This is a genomic window from Paenibacillus sp. GCM10023250 (genome assembly GCF_042653205.1).
Taxonomy (GTDB): domain Bacteria; phylum Bacillota; class Bacilli; order Paenibacillales; family Paenibacillaceae; genus Paenibacillus_Z.
Genome location: NZ_JBHSHY010000003.1, coordinates 23,170 through 43,383 on the forward strand (window position 1 = coordinate 23,170; position 20,214 = coordinate 43,383).

Annotated in this window: 14 protein-coding genes; all 14 read right to left on the minus strand. The window is 60.5% G+C overall.

From position 1 onward, the window contains the following. Positions 1-23 precede the first annotated feature (23 nt). Positions 24-560 (minus strand): GNAT family N-acetyltransferase, encoded by a 537-nt coding sequence (locus tag ACFPB1_RS04715; protein WP_379222434.1) that lies wholly within the window; start codon positions 558-560, stop codon positions 24-26. A 90-nt stretch (positions 561-650) separates the two neighbouring features. Continuing rightward, on the minus strand, positions 651-1,565 hold the full coding sequence (locus ACFPB1_RS04720; protein WP_379222437.1) for a phytanoyl-CoA dioxygenase family protein: 915 nt from the start codon (positions 1,563-1,565) through the stop codon (positions 651-653). A gap of 61 nt (positions 1,566-1,626) precedes the next feature. After that, entirely contained in the window at positions 1,627-2,583 is a 957-nt protein-coding gene (locus ACFPB1_RS04725) for a carbohydrate ABC transporter permease (RefSeq protein ID WP_379222795.1), read from the minus strand. A gap of 63 nt (positions 2,584-2,646) precedes the next feature. Further along, on the minus strand, positions 2,647-3,492 hold the full coding sequence (locus ACFPB1_RS04730) for a carbohydrate ABC transporter permease (RefSeq protein ID WP_379222797.1): 846 nt from the start codon (positions 3,490-3,492) through the stop codon (positions 2,647-2,649). 56 nt (positions 3,493-3,548) lie between these two features. Further along, positions 3,549-6,125 (minus strand): DUF5696 domain-containing protein, encoded by a 2,577-nt coding sequence (locus tag ACFPB1_RS04735; protein ID WP_379222439.1) that lies wholly within the window; start codon positions 6,123-6,125, stop codon positions 3,549-3,551. 14 nt (positions 6,126-6,139) lie between these two features. Further along, the gene (locus ACFPB1_RS04740) at positions 6,140-6,760 is read right to left on the minus strand and encodes a Yip1 family protein (protein ID WP_379222441.1); all 621 of its coding nucleotides are present in this window, start codon (positions 6,758-6,760) and stop codon (positions 6,140-6,142) included. Further along, the gene (locus tag ACFPB1_RS04745; protein ID WP_379222443.1) at positions 6,741-8,210 is read right to left on the minus strand and encodes a gluconolactonase; all 1,470 of its coding nucleotides are present in this window, start codon (positions 8,208-8,210) and stop codon (positions 6,741-6,743) included. The genes ACFPB1_RS04740 and ACFPB1_RS04745 overlap by 20 nt, the downstream gene beginning before the upstream one ends. 13 nt (positions 8,211-8,223) lie before the next feature. After that, positions 8,224-9,090, minus strand: a complete 867-nt coding sequence (locus tag ACFPB1_RS04750; RefSeq protein WP_379222445.1) for a carbohydrate ABC transporter permease — start codon at positions 9,088-9,090, stop codon at positions 8,224-8,226. 3 nt (positions 9,091-9,093) lie between these two features. After that, a complete protein-coding gene (locus ACFPB1_RS04755; RefSeq protein ID WP_379222799.1) occupies positions 9,094-9,978 on the minus strand; it encodes a carbohydrate ABC transporter permease in 885 nt (294 codons plus the stop codon). A 99-nt stretch (positions 9,979-10,077) separates the two neighbouring features. Beyond that, on the minus strand, positions 10,078-13,014 hold the full coding sequence (locus ACFPB1_RS04760; protein WP_417623212.1) for an extracellular solute-binding protein: 2,937 nt from the start codon (positions 13,012-13,014) through the stop codon (positions 10,078-10,080). 243 nt (positions 13,015-13,257) lie between these two features. Continuing rightward, positions 13,258-14,664 (minus strand): ABC transporter substrate-binding protein, encoded by a 1,407-nt coding sequence (locus ACFPB1_RS04765; RefSeq protein WP_379222447.1) that lies wholly within the window; start codon positions 14,662-14,664, stop codon positions 13,258-13,260. A 642-nt stretch (positions 14,665-15,306) separates the two neighbouring features. Then, entirely contained in the window at positions 15,307-16,371 is a 1,065-nt protein-coding gene (locus tag ACFPB1_RS04770) for a LacI family DNA-binding transcriptional regulator (RefSeq protein WP_379222450.1), read from the minus strand. Positions 16,372-16,425: 54 nt separating this feature from the next. Then, positions 16,426-17,319, minus strand: coding sequence for an ATP-binding cassette domain-containing protein (locus ACFPB1_RS04775; protein ID WP_379222452.1), 894 nt, complete (start codon positions 17,317-17,319; stop codon positions 16,426-16,428). Positions 17,320-17,322: 3 nt separating this feature from the next. Continuing rightward, the gene (locus ACFPB1_RS04780) at positions 17,323-20,202 is read right to left on the minus strand and encodes an ABC transporter permease (RefSeq protein WP_379222454.1); all 2,880 of its coding nucleotides are present in this window, start codon (positions 20,200-20,202) and stop codon (positions 17,323-17,325) included. Between the last annotated feature and the right edge of the window lie 12 nt (positions 20,203-20,214).

Genomic DNA, 20,214 nt, shown 5'->3' on the forward strand with positions numbered 1-20,214 from the left:
TCCCAGCCCCCTCGAAGCCAAGCTCATTCTACGTTTTTTTCGAAAATGAAGATCACTTCTCTAGGGTTGAATTTACGCCGCAGTTCTTCCCTTCGCAGCAGCCCGCTTGCATAGTCGTCTTCGCGGACTCGCTCCAGCTGCTCCATGTTCGGGCCGAAGGCTACCAATTCGATGGGCGCAAAGCCGTTCTTCAAATAAAACGCTTCGACCTTGGGATCGTCCGCCGAACCGACACCGATTGTCCGATAGCCCTTCCGCTTCACGGCATTCTCGAATACGCGCAGCATGCTCGTGCCCAGCCCGGCTCTGGCGTAATGCTTCGTCGAATCCAGATTGACCGCGATCCCGTTCAAATTGACGGCTGCCGGATGCTTCTTGGACGGACTGCCATAGCACACCCCGACCACTTCGCGGCCGTCGACCGTTACGAAGTACAAGCCGGGATCGCTCCGGGCCCGCCGCACGAATTCCTCGAAGCTCTCTCTGTCCAAATACTCGCATTGAAAGGCATGCGCCTGTTCATAATCCGTTTCCGCCAGCAGCCGAATCTCCTTCCCCATCAGGCACACCTCCGAAAGGATAACTAGGCCTCGGACACGCGATGCGTCCACGGCCGGAACCCGGGCCATCGCCCCGAGCAAGGAGCTCGTCTAGGTATAGACGGCCGCCCGGATGCTTCGCTCGAGCGGCGAGCAGCCGTCCGCTCCTTCCCGCTGCAGCGACAGTCTCTCCTTGAGCGGCGACGTCCGGTTGCACATGAATCGGACCTTCCCGCTGTGATTCGGCGACGCGGCGTGCACGAGGAACGGATGGCACAGAATGACGTCTCCGGCTTCTCCCGTCGTCTCCACGACCTGCAGCCGCGCGCCGTCCTCGTCGACGTGGGCCTGATCCATGAAATAAGCGTTCCGCTCCTCCACGCTCAGCCGCCCGCCGTCCCGTCCCGTCAGCTTGGCGAAATACGGGTGCTCATCGTGCAGCGCGTGAATGCCTTCCCCCAGCTCGACGCCGTCCGGAAACTGGGTCAGGAGGCGCGCGACTGCCTTATGCGAGCCCTCGACGACCAGTGTGCCGCCTCCGCGCGGCGCGATATCGGAGAAGAGGCATAGGCAGAGCAGCCCTTGCTCCGGCGAATCGACGTAGTGCCGGAAATGAATGCCGTCCCAATGCCAGCCGTTCGTCGGCACGGCCCAAGGCTCGCCCTTGCCGACGAAAAAATTGACCGGCCACCAGCCCCAGCCCGGGAGCTTGTCGTCCGCCGTCTCGCCGGCGACGAAGCGCTGCCGCGTCCGGCCCGCGCCCGTCAAATCCTCGACGGCGTCGGCGAACAGCGCCGTATTGCAGACGTCGAAAGCGGCGTTGCGGTAATTCTCGCGGATGTTGACCATCGGCTCCCGCCACGTCGAGGGATCCTCGCGTACGACGCCAGCCTTCTCCTTCAGCTGGCCCCATAGGAACGACTGCGCCTCTTGCGCCGCTTCCCGCGGGAAGGCGCCTTTAATCTGCACATAGCCTCTGTCGATGAACTGTTCGATTTGTTCTTCCGTCAGCACCCGCAAACTCATGCTTCCATCAGCTCCTAAGCTAAAATTGGAATCTTCCGGCCACCCGCGGTTACGCTTACCGTTAGCCGACGACGCCCGAACGCTCGACGCTCTCGACGAAGAAGCGCTGCACGAAGAGGTACATCGCGATGAGCGGGGATATCGCGAGCAGGATTCCCGTGTCGACGATCAGGGACACTTGGTTCGGATCCACCTTGACGTTCGTTCCGCTACCGATGCCCATGATGCCCGGCAAGTACTGGTTCACGTCGGCAGGCAGCGAGGATACCTTGATCGACATCAGATCGCTCGCGCTGTTGAACAGCGAGGCGTAGAAGATGTCGTTGTACTGCCAGACGAACGCGAACAGAACGACGGTCGTAAGCGGCGGAATCGCGTTCGGCAGCATGATCGTGAAGAAGGTGCGGATGCCGCCGGCGCCGTCAATGAGCGCCGCCTCTTCGATTTCGCCCGGCATGCCGCGGAAGAACTGCCGGAAAATATAGATGAATAAGCCGGACTTCAAGCCGTTGGCGAAGGCGGCCGTTATCAGCGACGGGCCGTATGTGTTGAGCATGTTGATGCCCTCTTTGCCGGTGATCAGCTGGATGACGCCGAACAGGTCGAACGAGCGGAAATGAATGTACATCGGGACCATCAGCGTGCTGGACGGAATGAGGATGGTCAGCACGACCAGCGTGAAGAGGATGTTTTTCCCCGGGAAGTTGAACCGGGCGAAACCGTAGCCCGCGAGCGAGCACGAAGCCGCCTGGAGGAGCGTCGTCGAGGCCGCGAAGATGAGCGTGTTCTTCAGCAGCGGCCAGTAATCCAGCACGGCCATCGCATACCGCACGTTCTCCATCGTGAAATGCACCGGAATCATGTAGATCGTCGGATTGTAAATATCCGCCTTATCCTTGAAGGCGACCGACAGCTGCTGCAGGATCGGATAGAGAATGATGAACGATATCCCGATGATCAGCACGTAACGGAACATGAGCCACAGCAGCGCCGCCGTCTTGCTGCGCGCCTTCTGCATTTGTATGACGACGGCTTCGTTTTGCAAATCGGGCAGTTTCAATACCTTCGCCCTCCTATCCGCTTAATTGTAGTAGAACACTTTCCTGGACACGAGAATGCCGACGATGATGAGGATGACGCTGATCACCGCGGTATAGATCCAGGACATCGCGGCGCTGAGCCCGAAGTTTTGCGACTGGAACGCCGTGTTGTAGATCGTCGTCGTCACTTGGCTGTTCGTGAACGAGTCGATGATCGTATAAATGATGTTCGTCAGGATTAACGGGCTGACCATCGGGAACGTGATCTTCCAGAACGTCTCGTACGCCGTCGCGCCCTCCATCTTGGCGACCTCGTACATGGACGCGGGGACCGATTGGAGCGCGGCCAGGAAGATCAGGATCTGCACGCCGGAGCTCTTGATTATCTCGTAGATCCGCTGCACGGCGCTGATGATATAGTCGATGAACCACAGCGGGAGGCCCGCGTCGGACAACGTGAAGGCGAGCGACAGCGGGTCGAAGCCGTTCTGCTGCTGTCCGAGCTCCTTCGCCATCTCCGAGCTGCCGGTCAATTGAATGAGGCCGGACGTCTGAGCCGCGGCAATGGCGCCGGAGGCCAGAATGACCGGCAGGAAGAAGATCGCGCGCGCGAACGGCCGCCCGACGAACCTGGTGTTCAGCAGCGTCGCCGTAAAGAGGCTGAAGAACAGGATCATCGGCACGTTCCAGGCCATCTCGCTCAGCGACTGCGTGAGAATGCGGTTGAAATTCGGATCGATCGACAGCGCGTTCTTGAAATTGCCCCATCCGATGAAGTCGAGCGAATACCCGCCTCCCGGGGAGATCTTCATGTTGCTGAAGCTGAAGCGGAGCGATTGGAACAGCGGCGTCACGAACAAGAACACGAAGCCAAGCAGCCATGGCATGATGAACAGGATCCCGAGCAGCGCGCGTTTCTGCGTCAACGTCAATCGTTTGAGGTTCACGGTTCGTCACCATCCACGGTAAAATTTTTCGCGCCGATTCGCACGTCTTGAACGGTGACCGGCTGATCCGTATAGTTCACGTAGATCGACGTGCCGCCGCTGTACCGGACCTTGACCACGCCGGGCATGAGCCGCGCATGCTCCGCGATCGTCTCGCCCTGCAGGCCGGCCAGCACGCCGTTCAGCTTGCCGTACAACTCCGCCGCGCCCTGCAGCCAATCCGCGTACTGCGTCGAGAACAACGTCTCGTACGCCGTCAGCTTCAGCTTGGAGGACGACTCGTACGACCAGAAGAAATGCGGCGCCGCGCCGTATTCCAGCGAACGGAGCAGATGGTACGACAGGTCCTGCTCGTTGTCCAGATTGATCGGCGCGCCGGCATAATCCTTGTAGCCGTGGACGACCATCTCGTAGAACGGCACGTCCTCGTCCTCGATGGCGTAGGCGCTGGAGGCCATCGGCACGTTCAGCAGCCGGTCGGCGTATGGCAGGGCGTACGCATTGCCTCCAGTCATCATCACGTTCGGATAGCGCTTCTCGATCTTGCCGAGCTGGTCGGTCACGATATGCTTGGCGACGTCCCGGAACACGACGCGATTGACGCGATAATCGGCCGTCAGCGTATCGCCCATGTCGCGCAGCGCGACCGAATCCAGCCCGTACTTCCGATAGCTGTCGACGAACCGGTCCACGAAGTACGGCAGCTTCGCCGGCGACAATAAGTAGAAGGAGCCCCATTCGGCGTTCATCGCGTTCAGCGCACGGTCGAAGGGCTGCAGCAGCGCCTGCTCCCGCGTGACGAAGCGGGCCGCATCCGAAGCCGGCTTGAAGGCGCGGTTCTCGCGCAGCACGTGCTGGAATGCGACGTCGGGATACAGGTTGCCGCCCATGTCCTTCAGCTGGGCCGCCAGCTTGGACAGGTCCGATTTGCTTCCCAGCTGGCCGTCGAGCTTGACGGTCTCCGGAACTTTGTGGTCGATCCCTTCGTTGAACCAGCCGACGTAGCGCATCTGCACGTTGGACACGCCGGCGTCCTTGATGTCCTTGGCGATTCGGCTCGCTTGCTCGATCGTCGTCATCGTCATCAGACCTTTGTAAGGCACGCCGAGGAACGATTTGCGCCGGTCCACCGCGCCGAGCAGATCGACGTAGAACGGCAGCTGCGCCTGCGGCTTCAGCGGCTGCAGCACGCCTGCCTTCACCAGATTGTTCCGATACAGCGCCGCCATGCCCGAGTACGATGCCTCATCGCCCGATAGGAAGTTATACCGGAGCAGGATGTCGCCCGCGAAGCGATCGTCCGTCAGCAGCTGGAATTCGTCCACTTTATTGCCTTTGTACAGCTCGAGCTCGTCTTCGCCGCGAATGGCGAAGCTGGCGTAGGCGCTGTTGTAGGCGTTTTTGCGGCCGCTGACGTCCGCGTTGATGCTGGCGATGCCCTCGCCCTCCTCGATCGTGGCGAACCACGCCTCGTCGCCCGCTTTCATGCCGAACACCGGCAGCCGCGCGGCTTCGGCAATCTGCCCGCGCCGCTTCGAATTGTCGTTCTCGTCGTCGCCGTACACCCGCTGCACGTAGACCTCTTCGCCGATTTTGCCGTTATTCAGGTGGATCAGGCTGCCGGAGCCGTCGGGTACGAGCATGTAGCCCTGCTCATCCTGGCCCGCCGCCCCGAAGAAGTCGAGCAGTTCGACGGAACGGATCTGATAGCCCTCGCTCTCCTGAATGTCCTTCACCGGCACATGCACGAGCAGCGAATCGCCGGAGAGGCTGTATTCGATCGGAATCGTGAAGTTCGGCTTCGTCGACGCGCTGCCGCCGGACGCGCCGTTCTCGTCGTTGTCCGCCTGCAGATCCTCGGCCGTGTACCCGGCTTTGGCGAAGGCGTCGAGCATCCGCTTCAGCACGAGCGCGCGCGACACTTCCGCATCCAGCCGCTCGAGCACGTCCGGATTGTCGTCCAGCGGATAATACCGGTTCGCGACGTAATCGGCCGTCTTCTTGTCCAGCTTGCCCAGCACCTTCTCCTCCAACCGCTGCTTGCTGATCCGCTTCGGCAGCGCGTCGATTCCGAGCGACGTATCCCCGATCGTATACGTGATTCGGACGCCGTTCTCGATCCCTTCCGCCTTGAACTGCTTCCGCTGGATGCTGTCCGTAAAATTGGTGATCACGCCGAGCGTTCCGATCGCGTCGCGGTAGTTGACCGTTACTTGCGCGGCCAAGCGGTCCTTCTCGAACGGCGATGCCTTGGCATCCGAGGCGATATCCCCCGGATTGCTGTGCCATGCCTTGCCGCTCGCCCGGTTGAGGACGGCGATCTCCGTCGTGTCCGGATTCATGTAGAGCGCGAGCGCGTCCGTCCTCGCGACGAGCTTCATGCCCGGAACGGCGCTGCCGCTGTCGGTCAGATACGCCAGCTCGCCCGCCGCGGCGGGCTTTATATCCGCTTGCGCGTAAGCGGCGATGTCGGCGGACGGCGCGCCTTGCGTATACAAGCCATAGCCGAGTGCCCCGATCCCGACAATTCCGATACCGGCCAACGCCGCATACCATTTCGTTCGTCTGTTCATGGGTGCGGCCTCCTTTAGGTCCGGAAGATGAGTTCGCGGTACACGTCATAAATGAACCAGTAGATCTGCGAACCGAGACTGAACGCCAGCGTGGCGATGAAGACGACGAACCCCATGGCGATGACGGTCAGCGCCATCGTCAGCACCGTCTTGGCCGGCGTGTATTGGTGAACGGTCATAATCCCCACGAAGAGCAGCACGACGAACCAGATGGCGGAGATGCTGTTCAGGAGATAGTAGAACGCCGTCTCCTCCTGCGTCATGAACCGGCTGATGAACGTCATCGGCAGGTTGATGAGCACGATCGGCAGCAGCGCGTACCCCGTTGCCATCACGATCTCCTTGAACTTCCCTTCCCCTTCCATGAGCGTCGTGATCGACCAGTTCGCGATGCAGAATAACAAGAAGGGCAGAATCGTGAACTGAAGATCGTCCAGGCTGTTCAGCGTGCGCGGATCGACCCGGTTGACGAGGAAGCCGGCGAATTGCTTCTGCAGAATCGTGGTCAGGATGAGCGCGAGCAGAATCAGCAGCGCGACTTTCAATTTGCCCTTGCCCTCGTACTTCATGTCCCAGAATCCGTCGAACGGACGCACGATCAGATGGAGCGGAAATTTAAGAAAGTCCTGCTTCATGGTTCACGGCCCTCCTTCGGATGACTCGCCTTGCCACGCGATACGCGATGAACGCCACGACGAGGGCAAGCGCGACGGTCATGACCGTGCCGAAGTGTTCCTTCAGCACTTCCCGGCGATAGCGCTTGTACGCGACCGAGAAGTTTTTGCGGCTCATGCCCAGCTTGAAATATTCCATCGCCTTCTCGTTGTCCTTCTGCATCAGGAGCGACTTGCCGATGCCGAGGTAAGCGATTTCATAATTCGTGTTCAAGCGAAGCACGTCGCTCCATAGCTTGACGGCGGCATCGTCGTTGCCGTTGTAGTGCTCCGTCGTGGCCTCCCGGACCAGGGTGCCGAATCTCGTCGGGCGGAAGAGGACGATGTTTTTTTTGCCGCTGTCCAGCACCGCGAGCTGATCTCCGAGCTGCTCGACGGCGACGGGCGTATTGAACACCCCGAGCTGGTTGCCCCGGCCGCCGAAGGCGTACAGCAAATCGCCCTCGTCGTTGTACGTGAACAGCCGCGCGCGGTTGGCGTCGAGCGCGACGTACATGCCGCCGCCCAGCACCTTGATGTCGGTGAACTTCGGCGGCCCCGAATTGTTGCCGAACATCCGGAAGCGGATGTCGCCCTTGACCGGCCAGTAACCGAGCCGCTTCAGGACGTCGTCGCCGGACGGATTCAGCCGCCTGATCGGCGTGTCGGACGCGATGTCGATGGCGGTCGCGTAGACGAAGCCTTTGCGGTCGATGTCGACGTTCGAGAATTCGGTCGGAATGAACAGCTGCATCTGCGCCTTCTGCGCCTTGGTGGACAACGACTTCCAGAGCCGGTCCCAGACGGATGGCGACACGTTGATCGTGCCGACGTAGCCCATGAAATTGTTCTTGTCGTCGAACTGCATGATGCCTTCGAATACGCCGCGCGCGATGACGAAGACGCGGTCCGCCGCGTCGACCGTGACTTTAACGGGCACGAACTTGAAGCCCTCGGGCAGGATGTCCGATTTCGGATTCGCGATAATGCGGATCAGCTCGCCCTGCTCCGACAGCACGACGACGCGGCCGTGGTCGGTGTCCGCCACGTACAGCTCGTTCTTGTCGGAGACGAACAGGCCTTGCGGCGCCGCGAAGCCGTCCTCCTTGCCGTCGTTCATGAACGTCCGGATGACGCGGCTTACGCGCAGGTCCGGACCCAGCACGACGATCCGCGCGTTGCCGCTGTCCAGGATATAGGCGGTCTTGTCCGGCGCGACGTACAGGTCGCTCGGTTCCTTGAAGTCGCCGATTCCGAGGCCGGCGCCCGTAATCGCGGCATCCGGCACGTACGGGGCCGGCAGCGGCGAGGAGTCGCCGTAGTAATCGTATGTGTAGGCTTCGTACGGCGCTGCCGCCGACGCGGCCGGAATGCCGATCGAACCGGCCAGCGCCAGGACGGCGACCAGCAGCAATACTCGCTTCAAGTGCACGCTTCCACCCCCTCTAATCCTTCATGCCGGATGTCGTCATCGTTTCGATAATGCGGCTTTGCGAGAAGACGAACAGGGCGATCGGCACGCTCATCAGGATGAGCGCGACGGCCGAGCCGACGCCGGCGCGCGCGATGCCGCCGAAGATGATCTGGTTCGACGCGTAGTGAAGCGTCTTCAGCTGCTCGCTGTAGATGAAGCCGTTGCCGTCCGTCCCCCAAAGCATCTGGAAGAGCAGGATGATCAAGGTCAGCCAGGCCGGCTTCACGTTCGGCATGACGATTTGCCAGAAGATCCGGTATTCGCTCGCGCCGTCGATCTTGGCCGACTCGAGCAGCGCGTCGGGAATCTGCTCCATGAATTGCTTCATGAGGTACAGTCCCAGCGAGAACGCGAACGCCGGCACGATCACGGCCCAGTACGTATCGATGAGGCCGATCCAGGACATGACCATATAGTTCGGAATCGCCGTGACCTGGGGCGTGAACATGAGCGAGAGCACGACGACGGTGAAGACGAGCTTCGATCCGGGAAATTTGTGCTTCGCGAGCGGATACGCCGCAGCCGAAGCCAGCAGCACGTGTCCGACCACGCCCATCCCGGTAATGAAGAACGTGTTGAAGATGTAGCGGGTGAACGGCACCCACGATTGTCCGAGCAGCGTCATCAGATCGATGAAGTTGGTCAGCGTCGGATGCCGGACGAAGAGCGTCGGCGGGAACAGGAAGATCTCGTCGAGCGGCTTGAACGCCGCGTTGATCGCGTATACGAGCGGCAGCGCCATGAAGGCGGCGACGGCGGCCAGAAACACGAACAGCCAGAACGTGCCGGCGAACGAACGGTTCACCCGTTTCTTGCGAATAGGAAGCGCTAACCTCATCGTCTAGTCTCCCACCCTCCTGAGAAGTCGCTGCACGGCCAGGTTGGTCCCGACCATCAAGCCGAACAGCACGGTCGCGATCGCCGATGCGTAGCCCATCTCGAACCGGATCGTACCGAAGTCGATCAAGTGCGTGACGATCGTTTCGGCCGCGTAGTTGACGCTCGGGAAGCCGGCCAGGTAGATGGACACGTCCGCGATCGCCAAGGACGCGGTGATCTGGATGACGGCCCCGAACATCAGCTGCGGCTTCATCGAAGGAAGCGTGATGAACCACAGCTCCTGCCAGCGGTTCCGGATACCGTCGACCGCGCCCGCTTCGTACAGCGTCTTGTCCACGGTCTGGAGGCCCGCGATGAAGGCGAGGAAGCCCGTTCCGAGACTGAGCCAGAGCTGCACGAGGATGATGATCGGCATGATGTATTGCTCCGTCTTCAGCCACTGGATCGGGTCGAGCAGCACGCCCAGCTTGATCAGGAACCCGTTCGCGATGCCGTAGCGGTCTCCGGAGAAGATCATCTGCCAGAGGAAGTAGACGTTCCCCGAGATCGACGGCGCATAGAAGATCAGCGTCATGAACGCGCGCAGCTTCGGGCGAAGATCGTTGATGATCCAGGCGAACACGAAGCAGGCCAAGTAACTGAGCGGTCCGGTAATGACCGCGAAGAGGATCGTGTTCTTGATCGCGATCAGGAACACGTCGTCCTCCAGGAACAGGCGGGCGTAGTTCTGCCATCCGATGAAGCGCGGAAATTCGAGCATATTGAAGTACGTGAAGCTGATGACGACGGACATGATCACGGGCAGCACCGTGAAGACGACAAACAGCAGCATGTAAGGCGACATCAGAATATAGGAATGCTTATGCGCCTTGATTTCCTTCCACATGACCGCCCGCCGGCTTGTCGTCTTCACGGCCGGCTTCCCGGCGGCTGTAGTCACGGAAGGCTGACTCGGTGTACCGATCGTTGACACGCGGATCCCTCCTTATTCCGGCAGGCCGAATTCTTTGCGCTTCGCTTTGATCTCGTCTTGAATGTACTGGGCGTAATCCAGGATCGCTTCGCGCGCTTCCGTGTTTTGCTCGACGACCACTTTCAGGAACGCGTTCTGCAGATGCCGCCCGGTAAAGTAGCCGCCCGGCACCTCGGGCACGCCTCTGACGTACGCGAACTGCGCTTGGAGATTCTCGTAATCGGACACCGGCCACGGCAAGCTGTCGAGCGCGGCGATGTTCGCCGTCGGATACCGCGCGGATGCTCCCATCAGCGCTTCCATCTCCCGGCCGAAATCCGTCTGGGTCTTCTCGCTGGTCCACCATTTCATGAATGCCCAGGACGCGTCCTTGTCCTTCGCGCCGCTCAGCATGAGCGTGCCGTTGCCCGTGCTCGGCGTATCCCTGCGGATGGTGCCGTCCGGCTGCTTGGTGCCCGGGATCGGCGCGAATCCCCACATGCCGCGGATCTCCGGGGCGAATACGGTCAGCTGGTTGTACGTGGTGTAATCGACGATTCCGATCGGCATCTCGCCGGTGCGGAACCGGTTCGCGAAGTCGAATTCGCGTTCCAGCTTGTAGTCGCTGTACAGGTCCGTCCACGCCTTGAACGTTTCGACGCCGATCTTCGAGTCCAAGTCGGATTCCGTGCCGCCGTCCCGGTAGAATTGGCCGCCGTTCTGCATGAGCAGCGAGCCGTATATCGAGTTCGGCGGGATGTTCTGGCCGGGCACCGGCACCGCTGTCTGCGGAACCGTGATCGGCATGCCGAACTGCATCCGGTTCTTGCTTAGGACGGTGAGCAGCTTATAGACGTCGTCCCATGTCTGCGGCACGTCCAGGCCCAGCTCCGCCAGCACGTCCTTGCGGTAGAACAGCATGTTGAAGGTTTGGGTCTCCGGCAGCGCGTAGACGCCCTTCTCGTACGTGTACGGCACGAGCGCGCTGTCGCGAAACCGCTTCGCCACGTCCGGATAATCGGAGAATTGCGTCAAGTCGGCCGCCGCGCCGCGCATCGCGTAGTTGACCGGGATGTCGTTGCTGATCTGCATCGCGACGTCCGGGCCGCGGCCCGCCAAGGTTGCCGGGAGCAGAGTGTTCATTTGCACGAGCTTCAAATTCACGTTGATGCCCGTCTGCGGCGTGAACGTCTCGTCGATCATCGCCTTCAGCGTGTTCGCCTGGTCGCGGCCGCTGCCGACCCAGACGGTGATCGATTTCCGGTGCTTCTCGTCCGTGCCGTTGCCGATCTGGTTGTAATCGATCACGAAGGAATACGCGAACGTCGTCAGCTCGTGCTTCAGCTTGGAGAAGAAGCCCTCTCCGGACGAAGGGAATTTTCGGTCCGGCGGCGCGATGTACAGCTCGTCGAGCTGGAGCGGCATCTCGATCGCCTCCTGCAGCCAGGTGCCGAGACCGCCGGCGTTGCCCTTGAACGCGGCGAGGCGGCGCGGAATCGTATCGGGCTCCTTCACCATTTCCTTCAGCTGCAGCGCCATCGTCTTCAGAAGCGCTTCGGAATCGCCGCTTCCGCCCGACAGCCGCTCCAGCTCGGCGCTGACGGCGGTAAGCCGGTCGCTCTCGGATTGGAACGTCTCCAGCATCTGCGGCACTTGCTTGTCCAAGCGGTAATCCCGGAATTTATCCGGCGACGCGCCGGTAATCATGATGATTTTGCGATACATGTCATTGAGCGCGTACAGGCTCTCTTTCACTTCGCGGATGAGCGGAGCGAATTCGCCGAGCGTATTTTCCAGGCGGATGACGTTCTTGCCTTTCTCTAGCTTGAACAGGTACGGCTCGCCGCCGCCCAAGACGTCGATGCGGTATCCGTTCTTGTAGCGGAACGGGAGCCGTTCGGCTTCCTGGAACGGAACCTCGCCGTTAATGAGCAGGCGGCGCGTCGCGTACAAGCCGCGAACGAATTCCTGCTTGGATTTCATGGCGATCTTATAGAGTCCCGTTTCCGGTACGTCGACTTCCCATTCGATCCACTGTCCCGGCAGACGCCAGTTATAGCCGCCAATCGTATTGACCCGGATGAGCTTCGGGCTGTACGGCGTAACGGAGGAGGTGGCACGCTCCGTCTGCGGATACAGCGTCGGCGACGACTTCGCGACGGCCGCCTCGGCTTGGACGGTAATCAGCTGGCCGCCGGCCGCCTTCAGGCCGTCCTGCTCGTACTGCTTGAGCGCGGCTTCGTACGCTTCGGGCTGCCGCTGCTGGTACAGCTTCAGCGTATGAATGACCATCGGCTCCCGCTGCGAGACCAGCGTGAGCGTGTGGCGGCCGTTGCTCAAGTAGAATTGGAACGGATCGGCGTAGTAGCCGTCGGAATCCGCGAGCAGCGCTTCGCGCCAGTCCGGCTTCTCGATCTGCTCCGGGCGCAGGTCGTTGCCCAGATTGTCCTGCTTCACCTGATCCAGCTCGTTGTCCCACACGCGGGCGAATTGCAGGTAGGACGCTTCCGTGAACGGAACGGCGCCGTCGATGCGCAGCGCCCGCTCGATGCTCGAGCTCTTGCCCGCGATCGGGTAATATTGCAGCGCGATGTTATAGAAGCCCGCTTGCGCCACCTCGATCTCCCAGGATACGCTGCCCTGCTCGCCGGTCTTAAGCGACGAGCCGGGCTGGCCTTCGTAATCGTCCAGCTTCTCGAAGCCTTCGCCCTCCGTCTCGGCGTAGCTCGCGGCATCCAGGACAATCTCCCGGTCGGCGAAGGCGGCGTTCGCGTGCGCCGCCAGATAGTCCGCATAATCGCCGCGGCCATCCTGCGTCGGCGTCCGGGCGGCTTCGGCGAACGCCGATTGGCTTCCCGCGGCCGCCGTGCCGTCCTGCCCCGAGCGGGTCCAGACGACGAGCAAGACGATCGCGATGACCGCGCATGCCGACGTCATTCCCCATGTCTTAAGCCGTGTTCTCCTTCTCACTATCAGCCCTCCCTAGCGGCGGCTTGATCGGCGGATCTCGCATCCCGCTGACGAAAGCGCACTCGCGTACCATCGTCCTCTTGGAACGTACAAGGCTATAGGCTCGCCTAACCCGTCATCTAAAGGGTTAATCGTTATTATCCACGCCGATCGCCGGCCGTTCGGCACGCTCCGCATGGAAAAGGAGGGTTGTACCGGCACGTCCGGCCTCCCCTCCCTACACCACCGGCAAGCGTCACTGTTTTATTTCAATTTATCGAGCGCGGCTTGCGCGGGCGCTTCGTACTTCTTCACCGTGGCGGTAACGGATTGGTTCTTCTTGATGATGTCGTCCATGACCGCGTAATACGGGTAGTCGGCAATACCTTCTTCAAGCGAAATGCGGCCTGTACCGTTGATGTGCTGAAGCGTCATATCGATGTCCTGTTGGTTTTTGAAGAGGGCTTCCAAGCCGTTTTGACCGAGATATTCTTCAGTCGAAGGAATGTCTTGGAGCTCTTCATAGATGTGGTACACCATTTCCGGCTCTTTGACGCCCTTCGGAATGACCCAGCCGTTCTGGGCGGTGTTCGCGTAGGTGAACTTGCCGTCGCCGCTCGGACCTTGCGGGTTTGGCACGACGCCGATTTCGAACGGCAGACCGCCGACGTTCCAGTCGAAGTTGTTGGACATCGCAACATCGCCGTCTTTAAACGTGTTAATTTCTTCCCAGCTGTTTTTATCGCCTTTTTTCAATTTGACGACGTTTTCTTTGTTGTACAGCCGGTTGATGAATTCCAGCGTTTCGATCATTTTCGGATCCGTGAACCCGATGGTCAGATCGTCGTTGACGAACAGCGCGCCGTTCGTGACGCCGAAATCGCGTGCTGCGTTTGGCGCCGAGTTCGCGAATCCCCAAGTATCGGGCTTACCGTCATTGTTTGTATCGGTTGTGGCTTGCTTCGCGACTTCAAGGAATTTATCCCAGTTCCATTGACCGCCCGCGTACAGGTCTTGCGGATCCGGCAGGCCGAGCTTCTTGAACAGATCGCGGTTGTAGAACATGCCTACGGTCGATACGCCTTTGCCGCCGAAGAAGTATTCGTCGCCGAGCAGCTGGGGCAACTTGATCGTATGTTCTTGTTCGTTATTGATATCGCTGGTGCCTTGGGTGTATTCGCTGAGCGGGAGGATCAAGCCTTGTTTGATCGGAGCAAGCGCGCGCTTGAACTCTAGGATGGAGATGTCGGCCATGGGCGTTCCGGAGAGCGCGGCCGTCGTGAACTTATCCATGTATTTATCGAAGGGGATGTTATCGTATACGATTTTGACGTTGTACTTTTTCTCGACTTCATGCAGTTTATCGAGCGCTTTCTTGGAATCGGCCGTATCGCCCTTCGGCATGCCGTCCCACCAGGCGGAGATGTGGATCTCGCGTCCGCCGAGATCGATCGGAGCGGGCTCGTCCTCGTTCCCCGCCGCCGCGTTATTGCCGGCCGCGCCGTTCCCGTTCGCTGCCGCGTTGCCGTTTGCTGCTGCGCCGTTGTCCGCTGCAGCGCCGTTGGCAGGCTGATTGCCTCCCGAATTCCCGCTGCCGCTGCCGCCCCCGCACGCCGTTAACGTCAGCATTGTGGCCGAAAGCAAAATTGTAAGTGCTTTCAAATTTTTCATGTGCAAAAACAACCTCCCGCTTTTTAAATGAGCAATACTGGTTTGCTCCGGCAAGGTCTACCGGTTTCCGAGATGGCTTTTCAGTCCCTCTTCTTCGTAACCGTTTTCATTTCTAATTGAGCGTGCCCCCATCACCACCGGTTTGCGGAGTGTTTGACGACTTGCATGTAAATAATAGCATCGTAACCCAAATTCAGTCAATTGAATTTTTGCAAGATTCACAACATTTTGGCGTCTTTGGCGCAGCTTTGTTTTGTTCCGTTATTTTATTAGCGTCATTCCATAGCCGCCGCGCACAAAAGAAGCCTCTGCCTCTCATCGAATTCGTTTGCAGCGTCTACAAACTATACAGAAAGGCGGAGACTTCCGGAAGCATCCGTGTCGGATCGAGCTAGAGCATTCTTCATTGGGCCTAGGATTGGCGAGTTGCGGTCGTTGTGCAGGGCAATGCGTCGTCTTGCGGAGCGTCAATGCGGCGCGTTCATGGGCCGTATAGGCGGCAGGATGGCCAGCCTCATGGCCGGCAGAAGTGAAAGTCGATGTGTGCGACGAACGGTTCGGACATGCGGGTGCAGCCTAACAAAAGCAAACAGGACGTAACGATAACAAAAATTAAGCAAAAATTTAGGAAGCCGCAGCAAGCTATTGCGCTTCTGCGTCCGCTTCTTCCCGCTCGGCTTCTCCGCTCAGCGGGTAGGCGTAGTTCTCGCGCAAAATAACGTCCGCATAAATCAGTTTTTTCTCATGCGCGGTTCCCGGGTTCTGAATGCGCCATAACATCTGATCCACGGCGCGCATGCCGAGCAGCTCCTTGTTCACGTTCACCGTCGCGAGAATCGGATGGGAATGGCAGGTGTTGTCGAAGCCGGTTACCGCGCAGCGCGCGGGCACTTCGATGCCTAGATGGGTGAGCTGATCGATCATGAACTTCGCGTTGTCGTCATGCGCGCATACGTACACCTCCGGCAGATCGACGGGCCGGAATTGCTTGAAGAGCAGATAGATATCCTGCGCTTCGGGGCCGATCAGCATAGGGTCCTGGCGCAATTCGATCCCGCAGCTCTCCAGTACGGAACGGAACGCGAGCCACCGCTCGAAATAGCTTTGGGCATCCTTAATGTTCCCGACAAATTGAAACTTGCGGTACCCTTTGCTGATCAGCTTCATCATCATCTGCTGCATGCTGTTGTAATTATCCGTGAAGATCGTATCGCACGCAAAGACGGGATCGCTGTGGTCGACCATGACGACCGGGATGTCCATTTGCTTGATTTTGAGCAGCATTTGCGTCGTGACGGTCCCGATCGTGATAATGCCCTGAATCGCCTCCGGGTTCAGCAGCTTGAACACGTGATCGTCGGATGGCTCCGTTATGGTGATGATGTCGAGCCCGCGCTGGCGAAGGCGCGAGGACACGCCCTCGAATACCGGCCCCCAATAAATATGTTCCCTGTTCTGGTACCGCAGGTTCGGAAACATGACCACGATCGTGCCGCCCCACTTGACCCCCTCGACCGCTTGCAGCTCGCCCGTGAAGCGCTGCTGCGGATCGTTGTTCTTGAAGTACCCGAGCTGGCCGGCGACGCGCAATATTTTCTCCCGCGTTTGCGCGCTCACGCCGCTCTTTCCGGATAAGGCGCGAGAAACGGCGAACTTGGACACGCCCGCTAAGTCGGCGATTTCTTGCATTCTTACTTTTCCTCTCATGCTGTCCCATCCGTTTCTCTTTATATTTGTCGTCTAAAGCGCCGCTTCGTTCGCTCAGCCCCCCGATTTGCCCGCCGGCGCGATCGGCCGCAAAACGATATGATCCGCCTCCAGCCGCAGCAAGACTTTGTCCGCGTCCTTGGCGCCTACGGCTTCCAAGTAGCGCTCGGGCACTTGAATCCTGCCGGAACGATCCATGACGGCATATTCGATATGGGTATCGAGCTCCGTCTCTTCGCCCGGCGCGCCCTCCGGCTCGCGCTCCTCCGTTCGCCGGATCATCTCCGAGGACGTCCGGCCGTCCCGGATGAGCACGACGCGCTGCACCTGCTTGGCCAGCTCCAGATCATGCGTCACGATGACGATGGTCAAGCCCAGCTCGGCGTTCAGCCTGCGGAGCAGCGCCATGATCTGGTCCGACGTCCGCGTATCGAGCGCGCCCGTCGGCTCGTCGGCGAGCAGCAGCTTCGGCCGGTTGGCCAGCGCGATGGCGATGGCCACGCGCTGCTGTTCGCCGCCCGAGAGCTGCCGAAGCTTGTGGCCGGTTCGCGAGCCGAGTCCGACCGCTTCGAGCAGTTCGGCCGCGCGAAGCCGTCTCTGCTTCCGGTCATGCAGGAGCATCGGAATCTCGACATTCTCCCGCGCGGTCAAGTAGGGTACGAGATTCCTCGCTTTATTTTGCCAAATAAACCCGACCGTTTCGCGTTTATAGACGTTCAGCTCCGGGTCGGTCAGCTTCAGCATATCCTTGCCGGCGATCGTCAATCGGCCTGCCGAAGGGCGGTCCAGACCGCCCAGCATATTCAGCAGGGTAGACTTGCCGCTGCCCGAATTGCCGATGACCGCGATCATCTCGCCTTGGTTCACCTGCAGGTTCAATCCTTGCAGCGCTACGACCTCGACTTCGGCAGTTTTATAGATTTTAACCAGATTTTCGCATGTAATCAATAGCTAATCCTCCCCGAGCTTGACCGCTTGGTGAATCTTCATCCGCTTCAGCAGCCAGGTCAGAATGACGAGCGCGGCGGCCAGCATGATACAGGTCGAGACGCCGAGCCGGAAGACGTCCGCGCGGTCGGACACGACTTGGAACGGCGGCACGATCCGGCCGGGATCGAACGAGAGCTGGAACAACGGCACGTAGATTCGCCCGGCGGCGAATCCGGTCGCGATGCCGATGAAGAAGCCCGCCCCCGTCGTCAGCAGCTGCTCCAGCGTCATCATGCCGAGAAGCTGCCGGAAGGAGACGCCCATCGCGCGGTAGATCCCGAATTGCAGCATGCGTCCCTGGAGCGACAGCAGCCAGAAGAGCATGAAGCCGAGGAAGCTGACCGCGAGCGAGATGATGAATCCCAGCGTCATGACGCCGTTGATCGCCATCCGGAACGGGTCCATGCGGCTCTCGGATATGCTGCCGATCGTATCCTCGAACTTCTCGAGCTGAATCCGGCGCTTGCCCATCTCGTCAAGCAGCGCCTGCCGGTCCGCGCCGGGCTTCAGCTTCAGCCAGACGTCGTACGGCTCCAGGGCGAGCTCGTTCTGGATCGTGTCCAGGTGGCCGACGATCAGCATCGGATTCCGCGGCTGACCGCCATCCGCCTGAGACCCGGCGGCGGGATTCGGGTTGAAGGCCGGAAAATACGGGATGATGCCGTATACGACGAGGCGCGTCGGGCGAATCCCTTCCCAGCCGACGTCCAGCGTGTCGCCCGCTCGGGCGCCGTAATAATCAGCCGCGGTCTGAGAGAGCAGCACCGCATGCGTGTCGGAGGCGATCAAATTCAGGTAGTCGTAGAACGGATACGGCGTCAGGCCGTCCTTCATCCATGCGGCGCGGCCGAAGGCGTCCGTATCGATGCCCACCAGCTTGACCTTGCCGCTCTTCGTGCCCAGCCAGGCTTCCCCGTCATCCTTCGTAAATACCTTCGCGGCCGTATCGACGCCCGGCAGCGATTCGATCAGCTCGAACGGCGGCTCCAGGTAGTGGATCATGTCCGGCGGCGGCGGCTGTGCCGGCTGGGCCGCCTGCGTCACCGGCGAGGCGGCCGGCGGCGCATCGTTCTCCCAATGCTGGCGAAGCACGATGTCGCTGCCGGCGGCGTACCGGATCTGGTCTTCCATGTTCACGTTCAGCGTGCGTGCCGTATTGGCATTGTAGATGCCCGTGCCGACGGTCAGAATCAGGAACAGCATGAGTCCGTGGTAGATGCGGTTGCGGCGGATGACCAGCAGCAGCGCCGTGTAATATTGCGGCGCCCACAGCCTGCGGCCCATCCGGTAGACGAGCGCCACGAACAGCGGATACAGCCGGATCATGAGCAGGCCGAAGCCGAGAATGAACATCGTCGGGATCGTGTAGAGCAGCGGATCGGCGGACAGCGACTTCCCGTCGAGCCCCAGCTTGACGAGATCCGACATCCGCTGGCGGAACGCGTAATGGCCGTACAGCGCCACGGCGATCAGCACGAGGTCGAGGGCGAAGAGCTGCCAGACGGGGCGTTTCCCTTCGCGCGCCTTCGCCCGCTTCTGGTCGACGATCGACTGCTTCGTGGCGACGAAGACCGGAATCAGGCTGAGCAGCCAGGCGGCGAGCACCGCGCCCGCCGCGTATAGCCAGCTCTCGGCATTCATGTCCGCCTCCATCGAGCCGCGGCCGACGAAGCTCAGGAACGTGCTCGTCGACCCGAGGACGCGCGTGAAGGCGACGCCGAGCCACGGACCGATGGCGAAGGCCGCCAAGGCCAGCAGCCCGAATTCGGCCGCGTACATCAGGACGAGATGGAATCGCGACGCGCCCCGGCTGCGAAGCACGGCGATCTCCGCCTGCTGGCGCTCGACGAGCATGCCCGTCACCATGAAGAAATAAAACGCGATGAGCATGAACAGCGGCACGTTAAGCGACCAGAGCAGCGCGCGCAGCGTCTTCTCCCGTTCGCCGTAGGCCGCCATCGGCTCGCTGCCCGGCACCGAGACGGAGGAGCTGACCGAATAGTTGTATGACCCCAGCATGTCCGCCGCCAGATCCGTCTTCAGCCGCAGGACGTAGGCGGCCGTATCGAGGTCGAACCGCGTATAATCCCCAATCGCCGTCCCGCCGAGCTTGCCGATGACGATCGGGCGCTCCGCGACGAAATCCCGTTCGAACAGCGTGTCCGGCAGGAAGAGCGTGTTCCGGTCGTTCTTCAAATCCTGCATGCCCCAGAACGGATCGTTCAAGTCCCGCTCCGCGATGACGGCGACCGGCTTGATGCGGATCGCTTGCTTCACCTTCGGATCCTTGATCGCGTATTCCTGTCCGAGCAGCATGCCGAGCTGTCCGAGCGCGCCGTCCGTGACCATGACCTCGTAGACGCCATTCGCCATCGCCGCCGAAGGCAGCCGGCCGTCGATCAGCCGGACATGGTCTTCGATGCCGGAGCGCATGGCCAGCTTGGCGCTGCGCTTCACGTTCGGGTCGACGCGCGCGGAATCGGCCGGCGTGAGCCCGAACCGAACCGTCTCGACCAGCTTCTGATTCTGCGCAACGTGGAGCAGCGAGCTGCCGGCGATCTGCGCGGACCAATACGCGTCGAACCGCTTCAGCACGTTCGCCTGCGCCTTCGGGTCGTCGGTCTGCATGGTGAACTGCGCGGCGATCATGCCCGGGTGATCCCCGGTCCGTTCGTAGCTCCGTTCCAGGTCCAGCACGAGCATATGATGCAGCACGGCGTTTTTGTAGATCGGCATGCTCGACGTCAGCGCGATGCACAAGAGCATGCCGCCGAACAAGCAGAGGACGAGCCAATAGTTGCGGGCCATCTTGCGCAGCAGCATGATGAGAACGGACATCATTCCCTCGATTCC